At 68.9% G+C, this 15,457-nt stretch carries 16 protein-coding genes; 6 read left to right on the forward strand and 10 right to left on the reverse strand.

Annotation, left to right across the window (positions count from 1 at the left end):
- Window positions 1-96: 96 nt before the first annotated feature.
- The 10 genes from D6860_RS09495 to D6860_RS09540 all read right to left on the reverse strand — a co-directional run bounded on the left by D6860_RS09495 (window position 97) and on the right by D6860_RS09540 (window position 9,126).
- On the reverse strand, window positions 97-1,113 hold the full coding sequence (locus tag D6860_RS09495) for a 5-oxoprolinase subunit C family protein (protein ID WP_076623642.1): 1,017 nt from the start codon (window positions 1,111-1,113) through the stop codon (window positions 97-99).
- On the reverse strand, window positions 1,110-1,856 hold the full coding sequence (locus tag D6860_RS09500) for a 5-oxoprolinase subunit B family protein (RefSeq protein ID WP_076623641.1): 747 nt from the start codon (window positions 1,854-1,856) through the stop codon (window positions 1,110-1,112). The genes D6860_RS09495 and D6860_RS09500 overlap by 4 nt, the downstream gene beginning before the upstream one ends.
- Entirely contained in the window at window positions 1,853-3,115 is a 1,263-nt protein-coding gene (locus D6860_RS09505; RefSeq protein ID WP_083697811.1) for an amidase family protein, read from the reverse strand. The genes D6860_RS09500 and D6860_RS09505 overlap by 4 nt, the downstream gene beginning before the upstream one ends.
- A complete protein-coding gene (locus tag D6860_RS09510; RefSeq protein WP_017467593.1) occupies window positions 3,112-3,786 on the reverse strand; it encodes a DUF2848 domain-containing protein in 675 nt (224 codons plus the stop codon). The genes D6860_RS09505 and D6860_RS09510 overlap by 4 nt, the downstream gene beginning before the upstream one ends.
- A gap of 11 nt (window positions 3,787-3,797) precedes the next feature.
- Window positions 3,798-5,081: a TRAP transporter large permease gene (locus D6860_RS09515; protein ID WP_017467594.1), complete on the reverse strand. Its 1,284-nt coding sequence runs from the start codon at window positions 5,079-5,081 to the stop codon at window positions 3,798-3,800.
- Window positions 5,078-5,629 carry a TRAP transporter small permease subunit gene (locus D6860_RS09520; protein WP_017467595.1) on the reverse strand — a complete coding sequence of 184 codons (552 nt, stop codon included), beginning with the start codon at window positions 5,627-5,629 and terminating at the stop codon, window positions 5,078-5,080. Before D6860_RS09520 ends, D6860_RS09515 begins: the two co-directional genes overlap by 4 nt.
- Before the next feature lie 11 nt (window positions 5,630-5,640).
- Window positions 5,641-6,684: a TRAP transporter substrate-binding protein gene (locus tag D6860_RS09525; RefSeq protein ID WP_076623640.1), complete on the reverse strand. Its 1,044-nt coding sequence runs from the start codon at window positions 6,682-6,684 to the stop codon at window positions 5,641-5,643.
- 65 nt (window positions 6,685-6,749) lie between these two features.
- Window positions 6,750-7,565 carry a putative hydro-lyase gene (locus tag D6860_RS09530; protein WP_017467859.1) on the reverse strand — a complete coding sequence of 272 codons (816 nt, stop codon included), beginning with the start codon at window positions 7,563-7,565 and terminating at the stop codon, window positions 6,750-6,752.
- A gap of 88 nt (window positions 7,566-7,653) precedes the next feature.
- The gene (locus tag D6860_RS09535; protein WP_076623639.1) at window positions 7,654-8,535 is read right to left on the reverse strand and encodes a LysR family transcriptional regulator; all 882 of its coding nucleotides are present in this window, start codon (window positions 8,533-8,535) and stop codon (window positions 7,654-7,656) included.
- 99 nt (window positions 8,536-8,634) lie between these two features.
- Window positions 8,635-9,126 (reverse strand): CYTH domain-containing protein, encoded by a 492-nt coding sequence (locus tag D6860_RS09540; RefSeq protein ID WP_017467355.1) that lies wholly within the window; start codon window positions 9,124-9,126, stop codon window positions 8,635-8,637.
- A 371-nt stretch (window positions 9,127-9,497) separates the two neighbouring features.
- On the opposite strand from D6860_RS09540, the gene D6860_RS09545 reads away from it, so the two are divergent.
- The 6 genes from D6860_RS09545 (at window position 9,498) to D6860_RS25245 (ending at window position 15,308) form a co-directional block, all read left to right on the forward strand.
- Window positions 9,498-10,484, forward strand: a complete 987-nt coding sequence (locus D6860_RS09545; RefSeq protein ID WP_017467354.1) for an ABC transporter substrate-binding protein — start codon at window positions 9,498-9,500, stop codon at window positions 10,482-10,484.
- A gap of 103 nt (window positions 10,485-10,587) precedes the next feature.
- Window positions 10,588-11,634: an ABC transporter permease gene (locus D6860_RS09550; protein WP_076623638.1), complete on the forward strand. Its 1,047-nt coding sequence runs from the start codon at window positions 10,588-10,590 to the stop codon at window positions 11,632-11,634.
- A gap of 10 nt (window positions 11,635-11,644) precedes the next feature.
- Entirely contained in the window at window positions 11,645-12,694 is a 1,050-nt protein-coding gene (locus tag D6860_RS09555) for a quaternary amine ABC transporter ATP-binding protein (protein WP_076623637.1), read from the forward strand.
- Between the two features lie 378 nt (window positions 12,695-13,072).
- The gene (locus tag D6860_RS09560) at window positions 13,073-14,011 is read left to right on the forward strand and encodes a sulfurtransferase (RefSeq protein WP_017469149.1); all 939 of its coding nucleotides are present in this window, start codon (window positions 13,073-13,075) and stop codon (window positions 14,009-14,011) included.
- Entirely contained in the window at window positions 14,011-15,147 is a 1,137-nt protein-coding gene (locus D6860_RS09565; RefSeq protein WP_076623636.1) for a YeeE/YedE thiosulfate transporter family protein, read from the forward strand. Before D6860_RS09560 ends, D6860_RS09565 begins: the two co-directional genes overlap by 1 nt.
- Window positions 15,144-15,308, forward strand: a complete 165-nt coding sequence (locus tag D6860_RS25245) for a hypothetical protein (RefSeq protein WP_164845636.1) — start codon at window positions 15,144-15,146, stop codon at window positions 15,306-15,308. The genes D6860_RS09565 and D6860_RS25245 overlap by 4 nt, the downstream gene beginning before the upstream one ends.
- Window positions 15,309-15,457 lie beyond the last annotated feature (149 nt).

Below are 15,457 nucleotides of genomic sequence, written 5' to 3' on the forward strand. Positions count from 1 at the left end.
CCTCGCTTCGCCCCGACTGGCCGAAACGCCCGGCGCGACGGCCCGGGACCGCACGTGCGGCACGCCCCGAGCCGACGGATCGACGATGCGGACGGGTCAGCCCCGGTCGAGATCGTCGCCGCGGGTCACGCCGCTGACCAGCTGGTAGGCCAGCAGGTCGCGGATGGTCGCGGGATCGCGGATCAGCGGTGCGCAGTCGCCGGCGATGTCGCGCAGCTGCAGCGCCTCCGATCGGTGGGCAGCCTGCGCCTCTTCGAAGCTCACCCGGCGTGGGCGCAGCACGGCGCCCGGAGCCGCCTGCGCGACGATGGGCAGGTCCGCCGGCAGCACGGTGCCGATCCTCGGGTAGCCCCCGACGGTCTGGCATTCGGCCATCAGCACGTAGGGCACGCCGTCACCGGCCATCTGCAGGTCGCCCGGCCCGATCAGGTCCGAGGCGAGACCCTTGGCGTGATCCGTGGTGAACCGCGCCTCGGCCTCGAGCTGCACGCCCTGCCGGTTGCCGCGCGGCCCGCGCCGGAAGGCGGTGGCGTAGAAGGCCTCGAGCACCTCCGCGTCGAAGAGCGCCGTGTGCGGCCCGTCGAGCACGCGGAGGGTGCCGCCCTCGAAGCGGTTGTCGACCGAGATCCCGTGCGCCGGTCGGTCCGGCTCGGGGTCCGCGCCGATGGGCAGTTCCGCGCCGCCCGCGAGCGCCGATCCGATCCCGATGATCAGATGCGCCGCGCGGCTGTCGAGCCACGGCTCGGTCGCGATCCCGCCGGCGGGCACGAGGTAGCCGTAGACCCCGCTGCGGGCGCCGCCGATGCGCAGGCTCTGGCCGGGCAGCACGAGGTGGCTGGCGTTCCAGCGCAGCGGCTCGCCGTCGAGCGTGGCGCCCATCGGCGCGCCCGTCAGCGCGATACGTGTCGCCACATCGACGGAGAAACTGCCGCCCGCGCCTGCCATCTCGATCCCGGCAAGCGGCGCGGTGGCCCCCAGAAGCGCCGCCGCCTCGAGCAGCGCGCGCCGGTCCATCGCGCCGCCGCGCGACAGCCCCTCGCCGAGGTGGCCGGGCCGGCCCATGTCCTGCACCGTGAGGATGCCGCTCGCGCTGTCGATCGTCAGAACGCTCATTGCAGCACCTCCAGCCGGGCGCCGCCCATGCGGTCGCCGTCCTGTTCCAGCCGGGTCATCTCGTCCCGCGCCACCCGCGCGAAGCGTATGGCATCGCCGCCCTGCAGCGGCATCGGCTCGGCGCGGTCGGGCACGAAGGTGCGAAAGCCGGTGCGGCCCACCTGCTGCCAGCCGGTCGCGGATTCGGCGCCGAAGAGCACGATCTGGCGCACTGCGACGACGATGGCGCCCGCCGGCACCGCCGGGTTGAGCTCGGACATCCGCGGCAGGTTCCAGCGCTCGGGCAGCAGGCCGATATAGGGCTGACCCGGCGCGAACCCGATGGTGAGCACCCGCAGCTCGCTGTCGCAAAGCTCGGCCACCGCCGCCTCTTCGCTCAGGTCCAGCGCCTGCGCCACCTGCCGCAGCTGCGGCCCCTCGTCTTCGCCGAAGGCCACGGGGATCGTCCAGCGGCGGGTCGGCGCGGGCATCTCCGGGGCACCGCCGGCGATCTCTGCCGCCAGCGTCTCGAGGCTCGCGACAAGCGCGGCCCGGTCGGCGGTTTCGGGATCGACACGCACCAGCACCGACACCAGCGCCGCCGCGATCTCGGTCGTGCCCTCCGGAGGGCTGCTCTCGAGCCGGGTGGCCAGCCGCCGCGCCGCCGCCATCGCGGCGGGCTCGGGCGTGAGCGCGAAGCGCACGAGCAACCCGTCGAGCCCCCACGGCAGCACCTCGGGCGTGAGTGTCGGCATGGCGGTCATGCGCGGAGCCTGTCCGCTATGGCGAAGAGCCGGGCGTCGGTGCCCTTGACCCCGGCAAGCATCGTCATCGACCACGCTGGGTCGAGCCCCGGTGTCGGCATCGCGAGCGCACAGCCGTCGACGAGGTTGATGAGCGAGGTATTCCGCAGCATCTCGACGTTGAGCCGGTCGAAGTCGGCCTCGACCTCGGCGATGCTCGGCGGCAGGCGCATGAGCGTCGGGGCCAGCAACGCATCCTTGCCCGCCATTGCCTCGGCAAAACGCGCGACAATCGCGGCGCGGGCCGCGTAGGCGGCGTCGATGTCGTCCTGCGTCAGGGTCTCGGCGAAGCGGATGCGCGACAGCACGCGCGGATCGCCGACGGTTTCGAGCCGCTCGAGGTCCGCCGCGTAGATACGATGCGCCTCGACCGCGACGATGGTGCGGTTGAGCGTGATCGCCGCACCGATGTCGGCCATGTCGACCGGCTCGAGCGTGTGGCCGAGCTCGGCAATGCGGGCCGTCTCGGCCTCGAACAGCGCGGCGACGTCCGGCGAAAGGTCGTTGGTAAAGGCGCCCTCGGGCACCGCGAGCCGCAGCGGCCCGCTATCGGGCGCGTCCAGCCCCCGCCCCGCCATGATCTCGGCCATGCGGCGCAGCAACGCCGGGTCGCCCGCCATCGGGCCCGGCACGTCGTAGGTCGGCGCGAGCGGGTGCACGCCGGTGTCGTCGATCAGCCCCTGGCTCGGCTTGAAGCCCCAGATGCCGTTCGCCGCGGCGGGAATGCGCAGCGAGCCGCCGGTATCGGTGCCGATGGCGGCGTCGGTGATCCCGAGACCGACGCAGACCGCGCCGCCCGAGCTCGATCCGCCGGGCATGCCGCCCGGCACCAGCGCGCCCGACGGCGTGCCGTGGTGCGGGTTGAGGCCGACCCCGGAATAGGCGAACTCGGACATCGAGCTGCGCCCGAACATCAGCGCCCCGGAGGCCTTGAGCCGCGTGATGGCGGTGCAGTCGGCCTTGGCGGGGGCACGGTCCGCGAGCAGGCGCGAGCCGGCGCCGGTGACCTGCCCGGCCTCGTCGTAGAGATCCTTGACCGAGACCAGCGTGCCGAAGAGCGGCATCTCCTCGCCCGCCGCGTGGCGGGCGGACAGCGCCTCGGCCTCGGCGCGGATGCGCGTCGGCGAGAACTCGGTGAAGATGGCGCGGCGCTCGGTCTCGGGCAGCGCCTCGGTGCGGGCGATGGCAGCTTCGACCTTGTCCAGCAACGCGGTGCTCATGCCACCTCCGGCAGCGTGCGCGTCTCGTATTCGTGGGTGATGCTGCGGCCGGTCTTCGGATCGCGCATCTCCATGCGGAACTTCGCCGCCGGACGGACACCGCCCTTGGCGCCGAAGGTGCCGCAGAGCATGGCGACGGGGCCATCCTTGGACAGCTCCGAGATCCGGCTGCCCTCGATCAGATCGGCCAGCGGTCGGATCGCCGCGATGGTGCCGGACTGGTAGGGCACCCATGCGCCGTCTTCCTCGATCCAGCTTTCAAGCTCGATCTCCTCGAGCCGGTCGGCCACCTCGTCCCACGGCCAGAGCTCGGTGGCGCAGGGCTTGGCGCAGACCTGCTTCGACATGGCGACCGAGTGCGCCTCGAGCGCGCGGTCGGTGTGGTCGGATGCCAGCCCGAGGTAGCGCTTGCCGTCCACCTCGACGATCAGCGGCTCGACCTCGCCGGAGGACGCCTCGCCCACCGCCTCGATCACCGGCGCGGTGGTCAGCAGCGGCGCCGAGACCCGGTAGTAGAGCGGCGTCTGCGACGGCGCGGGCACGCCGAGGGCGGCCAGTTCCTCGATGTGGTGGGCGATGGCGTCGGCATCGCGACCGGTCCAGCCCGCGACGATCAGATGCTGCAGGTCGAGCGGAAGCGGCGCCCCGTCGGCGCGGAAGTCGAGTGTCATGTGAACTCCTTTCAGAGGATGGAGGGCAGCCAGAGCGCCAGACCCGGCACCGCGATCAGCAGGGCGACCATGCACAGCATGACCAGCACGTAGGGGATGACGCCGAGGATCACCTCGTTCATCGAGCCCTTGCCGCGTGTGCTCTGCACCACGAAGAGATTGAGCCCGACCGGCGGCGTGATCAGCGCCATCTCGATCAGCACGATCATCAGCACGCCGAACCAGACCTTGTCGTAGCCCAGCCCCGCAATGATCGGCACGATGATCGGAATGGTGGCGACCATGAGCGACAGCGTTTCGATGAAGAAGCCGAGCACGAGGTAGAGCACCACCACCAGAAGCAGCGTGCCGATCGGCGGCAGGCCGGTGTTCTCGAGCAGCTCCGTCAGCTGCCGGCCCAGCCCCGCCGAGGTCATGGCGAAGTTGAGGAAATACGCGCCGGTGATGACCAGCATGATCATCGCCGAGATCCGGATCGTCCCGTGCAGGGCCTCGGCGATGGTGCCGAGCCCCAGCCCGGTGCCCAGCGTGAGCGCGATGAGCGCCGCGATGACGACCCCGATGGCGGCGGATTCGGTGGGCGTGGCCCAGCCGGCGTAGATCGAGCCGATGACCACGGTGAACAGCAGGATGATCGGCACCAGCTGCACCAGGCTGCGCGCCCGGTCACCCCAGCTGAAGCTGCGCGAGGGGCCGCCGAGGCTTGGGCGCGCCTTGCAGATCAGCGCGGTGACCACGACGAAGGCGAGCGCCATGAGCAGGCCCGGCAGCAGCCCGGCCGAAAACAACTGCGGGATCGAGGTCTCGGTCAGGAAGCCGTAGACGATCAGGTTGATCGACGGCGGGATGAGGATACCGAGCGTGCCGCCCGCCGCGATGGCGCCCGAGAAGAGCTTGGGGTCGTATCCCAGCTTGTCGGCCTGCGGCATCGCCACGGTGGCGACGGTGGCCGCGGTTGCCACGGACGAGCCCGAGGTCGCCGAGAACATCGTCGCGGTCGCGACGTTGGCATGGATGAGACCGCCGGGAAGCCAGCTCAGCCACTTGTCGAGCGCGGCATAGGTGCGCGCGGCGACGCCGCCACGGACCAGCACCTCGCCCAGCAGCACGAATAGCGGAATGGCGATCAGCGTCGACGACGAGGACGACGACCACACAACCTGCCCGAGGCCGCGCAGCAGCGGAAAGGCCGAGTAGATCTCGCCCACACCGATGCCGAGAATGAAGAGCACGATCCCGACGGGGATCGACAGGGCCATCAGGCCGAGAAGGGAAAAGGCGACAGTCCAGATCATTGGTCGAGCTCCGATCCGAGGCCGATGGAGGTGTTGAGCTTCGCCCGCTCACCCCGCGCGAGGTAGGCGATGCCGATCAGGCTGAGCAGCGTCGCGCTGAGCGCGAACCACGCCCATCCGGCGAACCAGATGCCCTGCGGGATCCAGAGCGGCGTTTCCAGCGGGGTGTTCGCCCGCGAGCCGCGCTCGATGGTCTTCTGCAGGACCGGCCAGCATTGGTAGGCGATCAGCAGCACCACGCCGTTGGTCACGATCATCGCGAAGATGTCCATCACCGCCTGCCCGGTCTCGTTGAGTTTCTGGCGGATCAGGTCGATGCGGACATGCGCGCGGTCGAGCAGCGCGCAGGCCAGGCCCCAGCTTGCGACCGCGGCCATCACGTAGCCCGAGATCTCGTCCGAGCCGCCAAGCGAGCCCCAGCCGGTCTTGCGTCCGATCACGTCGATCAGCACGAATATGGCGGTCGCCACCAGCGCCGCGCCGAGAACCAGCGCGACGAGGCGGTTGGCGCGCCGCAGCGCGCCCTCCAGTGTTTCGATCCGGCTCATGGGCCGACGCCTCAGTCCGAGACCGGAACGGTCACGCCGACGGTCGCGCCGACGGTGTCGTTCCAGCGCTTGGCCCAGTCGGTGCCGGCGCGCTCGGCCCACTCGGGCAGCACTTCGGACTCGAGCGCCTCGCGGGCGGTGGTCACGTCTTCCTCGGTGGCCTCGACCAGCGTCATCGATGCCGCGTCGCCCGAGGTGCACTCGCCCTCGCCGGTCAGGCAGGCGATGTCGTTTTCAAGACCGCCCTCGGCCGCGGCCCACGCCTTGGCTTCGAGCCCTTCGGCAACGGCGGCCTTGAGCTTGTCCTGCATCTCGCCCGACAGGCCGTCGTAGCGGTCCTTGTTCATCGCGATCACGACCGGGTCCCAGCCGCCAAGCGGCAGCGTCAGCAGGTGGTCGGAGACCTCCCACCAGCCGGCGGAGTAGCCCGAGCCGGCACCGGTGACGGCGCAGTCGATCACGCCGCGCTGCAGCGAGCCCGGCACTTCCGAGAAGGCGATGTTGATGCCCTCTGCGCCGAGCGCCTCGAGCAGCTTGGTGGTCATGCGGCCCGAGCCGCGCACCTTCTTGCCCTCGAGATCCGCCAGCGAAGAGACCTCGCCCTTGCAGAAGACGACCTGCGGCGGATACGGCGCGATCCCCAGCACCTCGGCGTTGAAGCGGTCGTGCATGATGTCTACGACCATCGGGCGGGCCGCGTCGACCATGGCCTTGGCCTGATCGGCGGTGGTGGCGACAAGCGGCACGTCAAGCCCCTCGAGCTCGGGCGCATCGCCCACGGTGTAATCGGCCACGGTCTGGCCGACGTCGAAGACGCCGTCGCCGAGCATCCGGTAGACGTCACTTCCGGCGATGCCCATCTGGTCGAAGCTGGTGAGCTGGGCGGTGAAGTCGCCGTCGGTCATCTCGGGCAGCATCTCGGTCCAGAACGGGGTGGTGAAATCCTGGTAGAGCGGCAGGCTCGACCAGCTGCCGACCACGGCGAGTTCTTCCTCGGCCAGCGCGGGCCCTGCGAGCAGGGCGGCGGCCATCGCTGTCATCATGGTCTTTTTCATTCTGTTTCTCCTGTTGGTTTCCGGACCGTGTCCGGGTTGGTGTTGGTTGGTCTCGTGCCGGCGGGTCAGCCGGTGTGAACGCCGGTCAGGCGGCGTTCGGCCTGCCCCGAGGGGATGTCGGTCACCAGCATGTGCCCCGGCGCGTGGGTGATCGCGAGCGCCGGTTTCGCGGCGGTGATCGCTGCCTGCGGGGTCACGCCGCAGGCCCAGAACACCGGGATGTCGCCCGGTCGGATGTCGGGCGCATCGCCGTAGTCCGGCGCATGGAGGTCGGCGATACCGATCTCGGACGGATCGCCGAGATGCACCGGAGCGCCATGGGCCAGCGGGAAGCGATCGCAGATCGTGATCGCCTCGATCGCGTCGGCGGCGGGCATCGCACGCATGCTGACCACCAGCGGCCCCGAGAACCGGCCCGCCGGGCGGGTGGCAAGATCGGTGCGATACATCGGCACGTTGCGTCCCGCCGTCTGGTGGCGCACCGGGATGCCGGCGCGGGTCAGCGCGTCCTCGAAGCTGAACGAGCAGCCCAGCGCGAAGGACACCATGTCATCCTGCCAGAGCGCGGCGATGTCGGTGGGCTCGTCGGCCAGCGCGCCATCGCGCCAGACACGGTAGCGTGGCACGTCGTGGCGCAGGTCGATGTCGCCGAGGGTCGGCAGCGTCGGGTCGCCCGGCTCTCCGACCGCGAGAAGCGGACAGGGGCGCGGGTTGGCCTGGCAGAAGCGCAGGAACGCCGAGGCATCGTCTCCCGCGAGGATCACGAGGTTCGCCTGAAGCGCATCGCCACCGTGGCCTGCGGTCGGCCCGGTGAACTGTCCGTCGCGGATCTGCGCGCGCAGCGCGGCGGGGCTGGAAACGATGCTTCTGGCGTCGGTCATGCGAATACTCCGGTTTCCCCGAGCATTCCGTAGAGTGACCGATTGAATCAATAGCTCAATTTAAGTCACTACCGATCTCCCCAGACGATCAGTCGCGCCCGGCCTCCACCGCCGCCTGCGTCACGGCACGCCCGATTTCCTCGTTTCTTTCAGGATCGTGACAGATGACGAACTCGAGCGGCGGAAGTGTCGCCTCGGGCAGCACTTCGATCTCCTGAAGCGTGGTGTGGGGCCAGGCCTCGACGATGGAATGCGGAATCGTGCCGATTCCGAATCCCTGCTGCACGAGATGCAGCATCGTCGCGAGCGAGGCCGAGCCGTGCACCGTCGCCGGCTGGCGCCGCCCCGGCGTGAGCACGTCGAGCACCTGCCGGTGCGGGATCGTCGTCTTCGGGAAAGACACGATCGGCAGCGCGGCGAGATCGTCGACCCCGGCGGGGCTGGGCAGCGTGAAATGCTCGGGCGAGACAAACCAGCCCATGCTGACCGGCGGCAGCGGGGTCAGCGCGATGCCGCGCGGGGCCTGGTCGCGCAGCATGATGACCACGTCGAGCGCATCGTCGCGGAGCGCCTGCCCCATCTGGTCCGAGGTATCGACGGCGATCTCGAAACGCAGCATCGGATGGCGCGCACGCAATGTGGTCAGCATCCGCGGCAGGATGGTGTGGGTCATGGTCTCGGCCACGCCCAGCCGCACCACGCCCGCCATGACGCCCTGCACCAGCTCTCCGAGAATGCGGTCACGCTGCGCGATCAGCACCTCGGCCTCGTCGCAGAGCCGCCGCCCGGCGGCGCTCAGGCGCACGCCGCGCCCGTCGCGCTCGAAGATGGTGATGCCCATGCGGTCCTCGAGGTGGCGGATACGTCGCGAAATGGCCGACTGCGCGAGGCCCGTGGCATCGGAGGCCGCGCGGAACCCGCCGTGGCGCACCACGGAGCGGATGATCTCGATATCTCTGAAGCCGAACATGGCGGATGCTAATGACCGGAAGAAAGCGGCTGTCAAGCTGGGCGAAGGCCCCTGCCGTCCGGCAACGGCCGATCCGCGCCGCCGAAGGCGCGCCCGGCGTCAGCGCTCCGGCGGTGGTGAAGCATCAGGGACGCCCCCACTCGCCAGGCTGCTGTTCGAGAAGCGGCCATCCTCGGTCACCTCCCGGCCGAACCAGTCGGGCGGCACGAATTCAAGCGCGCCGGTCTCGTCCGCGAACTCGACTTCGACGAGCCTCAGGTCGCGATCCTCGAAGAGATCGAGCTCAAAAACTTCCCCGCCTGGCAGGCGACCCGTCCAGCGGATCTTTTCGAGGCGGCGCGCGCCGGTCGCTGGCCAAAGACGCTCGAACACCTCTGCGGGGATCTCGGTCTCGTGCTCGGATCGGGACAGCGTGCCCTGCCCCTTCACCGTGAGAAAGAATCGCGCGCCCTTCTGGCGCAGCCGCACCTGAACCGAATCCTCGGGCACGGTGAAGTATCCCTGCCTGATGTGCTCGGACACCGCCCCGTCGAGCGGCGGCATTTCGGCGACGAGGAACTTGCGCTCGACTTCCTGGGAACTGTCGGTCATCGGGATCTCCTGGCGCAGTGCGACGCGATGCCGGAGGCACCTGCCCGGCTCTACGAGCCGGACCATAGCGCAGGGCCGGGCAAGGTCACAGGCTCCCGAGAGGGGCCATTCATCGCAGCGAGGCGCGAGGCTCGCGGCGAGGTAAGGATGTCGGCGGAGCTGCTATCCGCGGCGCCGGCACCCTCCTTCCGACCCTACGCCATGCTGCGAACCGTTTGCATCCCAATGACCGCCTTGATACGCACTCCTTCGAAAACCAAACGACTGCAGACCGCGCCATCTGCGAAAATTCTGCCTTGAAAGAGCGGACAAGCATCACACATGGCGGCTCAACGGTTCGCAAGATCGTTTCATAATTAAAGGAGTTTCACATGCGTAAGACACTGCTCGCATCGACCATGTTCGCAACCGCAACGCTGGGTGCCGGCGCCGCCTCCGCACAGGACAGCGCCGGAAGCTGCGGCGAGGTCTCCATTGCCCAGATGGGCTGGGCCGCCGCCGAAGTGACCACCAAGATTGCAGAGTTCATGCTCGAGCAGGGCTATGGCTGCGACGTGAGCCTCGTGCAGTCCGACACCGTCCCCGCGATCACCTCGATCGCCGAGAACGGCGAGCCGGACGTCGTGACGAACCTCTGGCTGAACTCGGCCGGCGAAGCCTATGACAAGCTTGAGCAGGGCGGCACCGTCGAGCGCCTGACCTCGGTTCTCGAGCCGGGCGGCGTCGAAGGCTGGTGGATCCCGACCGCGCTGGCGGAAGAGCACCCCGAGCTCACGACCATCGAGGGCATCATGGAGAACCCCGAGCTCGTCGGCGGTCGCTTCAACAACTGCCCCGACGGCTGGGGCTGCCGCGTGGTGTCCGACAACCTCGTCCGCGCGCTCGACCTCGAGAGCTCGGGCATCGAGGTGTTCAACCACGGTTCGGGCGAGACGCTCGCCTCGTCGATGGGCGCCGCCGTGACCGACGGTGAGCCGTGGTTCGGCTACTACTGGGGCCCGACCGTGCCGATGGGCAAGTACGACATGACCCGCGTCAAGCTGGGCGACTACGACGAGGGCGCCTTCGAGAACCTGCAGAACGCCGATGCCTCGGACCCGCAGGTGTCGGACTTCCCGGCCGCGCCGATCCTGACCTCGGTGACCACCGAGTTCGCCGAGCAGCAGCCGGAAGTGACCGAGTTCTTCCGCAACATGACCTTCGAGACCTCGACCATGAGCGGTCTGCTGGCATGGCAGGACGAGAACAACGCGTCGGCCGATGAGGTGGCTGTGCACTTCATCACCGAGAACCCCGACGTCTGGTCGGGCTGGATCAACGACGCTGCCGCAGAGAACCTCTCGCAGCTGATGCAGTAAGCGATCATGGCCGGACCAGTGTGTCCGGTGGAACGGGGCCGGTTTCCGGTCCCGTTCTTTTTGTTTCCACAGCAAGGAGGGACCGCCCGGTCCACACACCCACATGGCAACATACGACGGCCTATTTGACACACTTGGCCTGCGGGAATGGTGCGACGGAGGCTCGAGCGACGGGCCCATGTCGATGGCCGACCTGCTTTCCAAGACCAAGGGCGGAGACGCCGGCGCCAGCGCCACCTCTGCCTGGGACACCCCCTTTCCCTCTCTCGATGCGCTGCACGACGCCTGCGCCGCGATCCCGCAATCGCGTGACCTCACGCAAGGTCTCGAAGAGGGCTTCCTGGGCATCCGCGACGCGCTGCGCGTGGTCGTGGACCCGCTCACCCAGCCGCTGAGCTGGATGCTCGAGAACATGCTTCACGTGATGACCCAGACGCCGTGGTTCATCATGATCCCGATCCTGCTGGCGGTGGTCTTCGCGGTCACCCGGTCGTGGAAGATCCTCGGCTTCATAGCGCTGATGGTCGCGACGCTGGCCTTCGTGAACCACTACGACGCCGCGATGCAGACCCTTGCGATCATCTTTGTCTGCGCCTTCATCTGCGTGCTGCTCGGCGTGCCCATCGGCATCGCCATGTCGCGCAACGACAGGATGCAGAGCGTCGTCACCCCGATCCTCGACATGCTGCAGACGCTGCCGCCCTTCGTCTACCTGATCCCGCTGATCTTCCTGTTCTCGGTGACCGAGCCGAAACTCTACGGCATCGCGGTGATCCTCTATGCCATCGTGCCGGTGGTGCGTCTCACCAACCTCGGCATCCGGCTCGTCGACAAGGACGTGATCGAGGCCGCCGACGCCTTCGGCATGACCAGCCGGCAGAAGCTCTTCGGCGTGCAGATCCCGCTGGCGCTGCCCAACATCATGGCCGGCGTGAACCAGACGATCATGATGTCGCTCGCGATGGTGGTCATCGCCTCGATGGTCTCGGCCCCTGGGCTCGGCATCCTCGTGCTGCGCGGCATCCGCAACCTCGAACTGGGCGTGGGCCTTGTCGCGGGCTTCGGCATCGTGGTGCTGGCGATCTCGCTGGACCGCGTGACCAAGGCCTCGCTGGCCCGGATCGACGCCAGCCAGTCGCAGAAATCGTAAGGAGACCCCGATGTCAGACAACGTGAAAGTCTCCATCCGCCATCTCTACAAGATCTTCGGCGAGGACCCGCAATCGGTCCTCCCCGAGGTCAAGCAGGGAATGTCGAAACCCGACCTTCTGGAGCAGCGCAACCACGTGCTGGGCCTCAAGGACATCAACGTCGACATGAAGGAAGGCGAGATCACCGTCATCATGGGCCTGTCGGGCTCGGGCAAGTCGACGCTGATCCGCCACCTCAACCGGCTGATCGAACCGACGGCCGGAGAGGTGCTGGTGAACGGCGAGGACATCCTCACCTTCAACCAGTCGCGGCTGCGCAAGCTGCGCCGCGAGAACATGTCGATGGTGTTCCAGAAGTTCGCGCTCCTGCCCCACCGGACGGTGCTCGAGAACGCCGGCATGGCGCTCGCGACCCGCGGCCAGGCCCGTGCTGACTACGAGGGCGAGGCGCGCAAGTGGCTCGACCGGGTCGGGCTCGGCGGCAACGAGGAGCAGTATCCCCACCAGCTTTCCGGCGGGATGCAGCAGCGCGTGGGCATCGCCCGGGCGCTGGCCTCGAACTCGGACATCATGCTGATGGACGAAGCCTTCTCGGCGCTCGATCCGCTGATCCGCACCGACATGCAGGATCTGCTGCTCGAACTGCAGGGCGAGCTGCACAAGACCATCATCTTCATCACCCACGATCTCGACGAGGCTCTGAAGCTCGCCGACCACCTGGTGATCCTGAAGGATGGCGAAGTCGTGCAGCAGGGCGAACCGCAGGAAATCCTGCTCGCCCCGAGCGATCCCTACATCGAGGACTTCGTGGCCGACATCAACCGCGCCCGCGTGCTGCGGGTCCGTTCGATCATGCGCAATGGCCCGCCCGAGGGCCCGACGAGCATGGAGGTGTCGCCCAACGACAATCTCGAGAGCCTCATCGCCTCGTCCGAGGGCGCGGTCGACGCCCGCTTCCGGGTGGTCCGGAACGGCGAGAGCGTCGGCCACGTGGAAATGGCCGACGTGATGTCCGCGCTGGTGCCGCGCAGCAGCAGCACCGACGCCGAGGCCGCCTGAGGGCGAACCATGCACCGAAAGAGGCGGCGGCGGGCCACGGGCCGGCCGCCGCCTTTTCCTTCGGGGCCCGAACGGACGCCGCAAGTCGCCGGCCCCGTCGCGACCGCTTCCATCTCGTTTCCCGCAAGTGACGAAGATCGTTCGCCCCCGGTCCGCACATTCGCGGCGAATAAGAACGAGGTTTCGGGCACGCGGCCCAAACCGGAACCGCGTTCGCAAGACGGCATGGCCTTAAATCAGGAATCCGCAGTCCCCGACGCCGATGGTCCGCTGTTCCCGGTCACTGCTGCCGGCAACACCGGCTTTGCCTTGCAGCGCGCGTCGGATAGGCCAATTACAAACCCAACCCTTCATCCGCTGTAAACGGGAGTCTTTCCGATGAAATATCAGGTCATCGCCCTTGCCGCTTCGATCACCGCCCTCTCGGCCAGCGCATCCCTCGCCGCGCCGCTCGGGCCGCTTGTCACCGCGACCGAGCTCGAGGCCGCGCTCGGCGGCGACGACGCGCCGGCAGTGCTCGACATCCGCGGCGACGCCTATGCCGACGGTCACATCGAAGGCGCCGTCTCGGCGCCCTACGGCCTGTTCCGCGGCCCCTCCGAGAACCCGGGCGCGCGCGTGCCGGTCGACAAGCTCGAAACCACCTACGAAGAGCTCGGGCTCGACCCGCAGGAGCCCGTCGTGATCGTGTCGCAGGGTGCCACCGACACCGAGTTCGGCGCGGCCGCGCGGGTCTACTGGACCCTCAAGAGCTCGGGCTTCGAGGAGCTGTCGATCCTCAACGGCGGCGCGCAGGCCTGGGTGAACGCCGGGCTGCCGGTTTCGTCCGAAGAGGTGACGCCGGAGCCGACCGACATCGACATCACCTGGAACGACGCCTGGACCGCCGAGACGCCTGAGGTTGCCGACGTGGTCGCGGGCGAACAGCAGGCGCTGCTGCTCGATGCCCGCCCCGAGGCCTTCTTCGAGGGCAAGAAGGCACATGGCGCAGCCGAGAAGCCGGGCACCCTGCCGGGTGCGCAGAACTACCCCTACACCCGCTTCTTCCAGTCCGGCGCCACCGCGATCGGGCAGGTCTCGGACGTGGAGAAGCTGAAGGAGACGCTGGGCGTCTCGGACGGGCAGGAGATCGTCTCGTTCTGCAACACCGGCCACTGGGCCGCGACCAACTGGTTCGCGCTGAGCGAGCTCGCCGGGCTCGAGGACGTCAAGCTCTACCCGGGCTCGATGGTGGAATACACCCAAGGGGACCTCGAGGTCGCAAACGCGCCCGGCCTTCTCCAGAACCTCCTCAACCAGTTCACCGGCGGTAACTGATGTCGCAGGCGGCACTGAATGACGGCGCCCCGGCAACGACCGGGGCGCTCGGCAAACGGCTGGGGCTGCTCGCGGCGGGGCTCGTGCTCGTCGCGCTGGTCTCGGTCTTCGCGGGCGCGCGCTACGGGATGCTGCTGCTGATCGGGCTGGGCTTCGGCGTGGTTCTCGAAGGGCTGCGCTTCGGCTTCGCCGGTCCGTGGCGGGCGATGATCCTGCGCCGCGAGCCGTCGGGGCTGATCGCGCAGCTGCTGTCGATCGCCGTGGTCTCCGCGGTGGCGATCCCGCTGCTGGCCGGCCATCCCGGTGAGCTGGTGGGCGCACAGGCGCCCATCGGCTTTGCCATGATCGGCGGCGCCTTCGTCTTCGGCGCCTGCATGCAGATCGTGCTGGGCTGCGGCTCGGGCACGCTGGTGAACGCCGGCAGCGGCAACCCGGTGAGTCTGCTCGCCCTGCCCTTCTTCGCCATCGGCAGCTTTGCCGGCGCCTATCACCTGATCTGGTGGACCGGGCTCGGCGCGCTGCCGATCCTCACGCTGTCGGGCACCACCGGGCTGATCGTCACGCTGGTACTGCTCGCCGCCGTGACCGCCTTCATCCTCTGGCGGGCCGCGCCCGGCACGGTGAAACTGTCGCGCCGTCACGCCATCGCGGCACTGATCCTCGCGGCGCTCGCCATCGGCAACCTCGTCGTCGCGGGCCAGCCCTGGGGCGTGGTCTACGGGCTCGGCCTCTGGGCCGCGAAGGGATACACGGCGCTGGGCGGCGATCTCGCAGGCTCGGCCTTCTGGAGCGCGCCGGGCTCGATGGAGCGCGTGCAGTCGAGCCTGCTGACCGACTACACCTCGCTCACCGACATCGGCATCATCGCCGGCGCCTTCGGCGTCGCCGCATGGCGGCGCGGCGCGCTGTCGGCGGCGCTGCCGGGCTACCCGGCACGGGCGTGGGTCGCGACCGTGGTGGCGGGCTTCCTGCTGGGCTATTCCTCGCGACTCGCCTTCGGCTGCAATGTCGGCGCCTTCTTCTCGGGCATCTCGACCGGCAGCCTGCACGGCTGGGCATGGTTCGCCGCCGCCTTCGCGGGCGCCTTCGTCGGCATCCGGATGCGCCCGGCGCTGGGGCTGGAGGCGCGCAAATGACGCGCACCTTCACCGCAACGCTCGCGCTGGTCTTCCTGGCCGCGCTGATTGGCTTCGACCTCGTCACCTCGGAGCTGAACCCCTACCAGGCCCCGGCGGCCTTTGCGCTCGGCTCGGGCAGCGCCGCCTCGGGCGGGTTCTGCGGCGCGCTGCCGAACTGACCCCCGAGCCCCGATCGACACCCCGAAAGGCGGAGCCTCGCGGCTCCGCCTTTTTCGTGCGCCATTGACCGTGCGCATTGACAGGCACCGGCCCCGGCATACTCTGGCCCGGCACAGACCGGCCCACCGAACAACGACCTGGGCCGGCG

Source organism: Salipiger sp. D13 (assembly GCF_003703915.1).
Classification (GTDB): Bacteria; Pseudomonadota; Alphaproteobacteria; order Rhodobacterales; family Rhodobacteraceae; genus Salipiger; species Salipiger profundus.

What these genes read in the sequence shown, in the direction of transcription:
- D6860_RS09495 (WP_076623642.1), bottom strand. Translation starts at nt 1,113, where the DNA reads ATGAGCGTTCTGACGATCGACAGCGCGAGCGGCATCCTCACGGTGCAG.
- D6860_RS09500 (WP_076623641.1), bottom strand. Translation starts at nt 1,856, where the DNA reads ATGACCGCCATGCCGACACTCACGCCCGAGGTGCTGCCGTGGGGGCTC.
- D6860_RS09505 (WP_083697811.1), bottom strand. Translation starts at nt 3,115, where the DNA reads ATGAGCACCGCGTTGCTGGACAAGGTCGAAGCTGCCATCGCCCGCACC.
- D6860_RS09510 (WP_017467593.1), bottom strand. Translation starts at nt 3,786, where the DNA reads ATGACACTCGACTTCCGCGCCGACGGGGCGCCGCTTCCGCTCGACCTG.
- D6860_RS09515 (WP_017467594.1), bottom strand. Translation starts at nt 5,081, where the DNA reads ATGATCTGGACTGTCGCCTTTTCCCTTCTCGGCCTGATGGCCCTGTCG.
- D6860_RS09520 (WP_017467595.1), bottom strand. Translation starts at nt 5,629, where the DNA reads ATGAGCCGGATCGAAACACTGGAGGGCGCGCTGCGGCGCGCCAACCGC.
- D6860_RS09525 (WP_076623640.1), bottom strand. Translation starts at nt 6,684, where the DNA reads ATGAAAAAGACCATGATGACAGCGATGGCCGCCGCCCTGCTCGCAGGG.
- D6860_RS09530 (WP_017467859.1), bottom strand. Translation starts at nt 7,565, where the DNA reads ATGACCGACGCCAGAAGCATCGTTTCCAGCCCCGCCGCGCTGCGCGCG.
- D6860_RS09535 (WP_076623639.1), bottom strand. Translation starts at nt 8,535, where the DNA reads ATGTTCGGCTTCAGAGATATCGAGATCATCCGCTCCGTGGTGCGCCAC.
- D6860_RS09540 (WP_017467355.1), bottom strand. Translation starts at nt 9,126, where the DNA reads ATGACCGACAGTTCCCAGGAAGTCGAGCGCAAGTTCCTCGTCGCCGAA.
- D6860_RS09545 (WP_017467354.1), top strand. Translation starts at nt 9,498, where the DNA reads ATGCGTAAGACACTGCTCGCATCGACCATGTTCGCAACCGCAACGCTG.
- D6860_RS09550 (WP_076623638.1), top strand. Translation starts at nt 10,588, where the DNA reads ATGGCAACATACGACGGCCTATTTGACACACTTGGCCTGCGGGAATGG.
- D6860_RS09555 (WP_076623637.1), top strand. Translation starts at nt 11,645, where the DNA reads ATGTCAGACAACGTGAAAGTCTCCATCCGCCATCTCTACAAGATCTTC.
- D6860_RS09560 (WP_017469149.1), top strand. Translation starts at nt 13,073, where the DNA reads ATGAAATATCAGGTCATCGCCCTTGCCGCTTCGATCACCGCCCTCTCG.
- D6860_RS09565 (WP_076623636.1), top strand. Translation starts at nt 14,011, where the DNA reads ATGTCGCAGGCGGCACTGAATGACGGCGCCCCGGCAACGACCGGGGCG.
- D6860_RS25245 (WP_164845636.1), top strand. Translation starts at nt 15,144, where the DNA reads ATGACGCGCACCTTCACCGCAACGCTCGCGCTGGTCTTCCTGGCCGCG.